The sequence below is a fragment of the Microbacterium sp. Bi128 genome, assembly GCF_918698205.1.
The window spans coordinates 1-1,411 of record NZ_CAKKMM010001321.1 but is presented as its reverse complement, the minus strand read 5'-3'; the positions used below and the strand labels follow the sequence as shown (position 1 = coordinate 1,411).

Here is a 1,411-nt window from a genome sequence, read left to right as displayed (position 1 = left end):
GGGCAGACGATGCTTGCCCAGCCGGTGCCGCTGCCTCGCTCGCTGAGCCGGAGGACAGGGTCGGTGAAGGGGCAGCACACGCAGACATACCCATCACCAATGGCAAGACCGCAACAGCCAGCCCCATGCACCAGCCGCCGCGTGGGCGGCGGCACTGGGCGGGGTCACGGGAAGTCACCGGAACATCCTCCCATACCGGGTCCGGCTTCATGCGACGGACGCGGACGCGGACGCAAGCTGGACGCCGGCAAGGAGTTGTTCATCGAGGCCGGGCGGGGACGCGTCTGCACGTGTCTGGGCCCTTGATGGGCCGGCGTCGACTGGGGGTGAGTCCCTGGTCCAGGAAACTCGTCTTCGCCGGCCCCGCTCAAGGAGCGTCGTGCCGGGGACAAGCCACACCGGCACTGTCGACACTATGAATCCCGTTCCTGCCCGGCAACGGTAGCGGGTACTCGGCTTTTGTCCGGGCACTACTCGCCCCGCCGCGCGCCGGGCCCATCAGGTGGCGCGCAGGGTTCTGTGGGAGCCTTAATGGCATGACTTTTCGGCAGGAACGCACCCCATGGGACCCGTCTGCCCGGGTCCCTGAGGCGCAGATCCCGGAAACGCAGGTCTTAAAGACTCAGGCCCCAGCCACCCGGGTGCCAAAGACGCAGGCCGGCAGAACACGGGATCCGCAGGCGGAGTGGTCCCCCGGCAAGGGCACGGCCGCCTTGTTCGTGCTGGCCACGGTTGCGTGCGTCGCCGCACTGGCCGCCACCTATTTCTTCTTTGTCCGCACCACCACAGGACAGTTCATTGACGAATCCGCGCTCGTGGAAGCGGTGGAGCTCAGCGGGACCGCGGGCAAGGCAGCCACCAAGCTGTTGGACTGGCTGCCGGCGCTCTCTGTGGTGATCGCATCGATCGTGGTCGTCTTCGTCACCATCGTGCGGCGGCGCTGGGCCGCGGCCGGGATTGCGATTGCGGCCTGTGTGGGCGCCAACGTGGCCACCCAGATCCTCAAGGACCTGGTGCCGGTCCGGCCGTACCGCGGGATCGAGACGCTGGAACTGAACTCGCTGCCCTCGGGCCACACGACGATGGCCGCCTCGGCCGCGGCGGCCGTGTTCCTCATGGTCTCGCCGCGCTGGCGGCCGCTGGCAGGCTTCCTGGGCGGCAGCTTCGCCGTCGCCACCGGGGTGTCCACGCTGATCAACCAGTGGCACCGTCCGGCCGACGTCGTCGCGGCGTTCCTCGTGGTGGGGGCCTTTATGCTCCCGGCCGGCTGGCTGATCATCCGCACCGGCCGGAGCTGGAACGTCTGGGACGGCTACAACGAACACTGGGCGTCAGCCAGGTTGTGGGTGGTGCTTCCCGTCCTCACCGGTCTTGCCGCGGCCGGCGTGGCGGCCTATGCCTTGCTGAGCAT

The 1,411-nt window shown here is 68.5% G+C and carries 1 protein-coding gene; it reads left to right on the top strand.

Annotated features, from left to right (window positions below):
- Positions 1-536: 536 nt before the first annotated feature.
- On the top strand, positions 537-1,411 hold an 875-nt coding region (locus LQV45_RS32400; RefSeq protein ID WP_230011648.1), incomplete at its 3' end, for a phosphatase PAP2 family protein.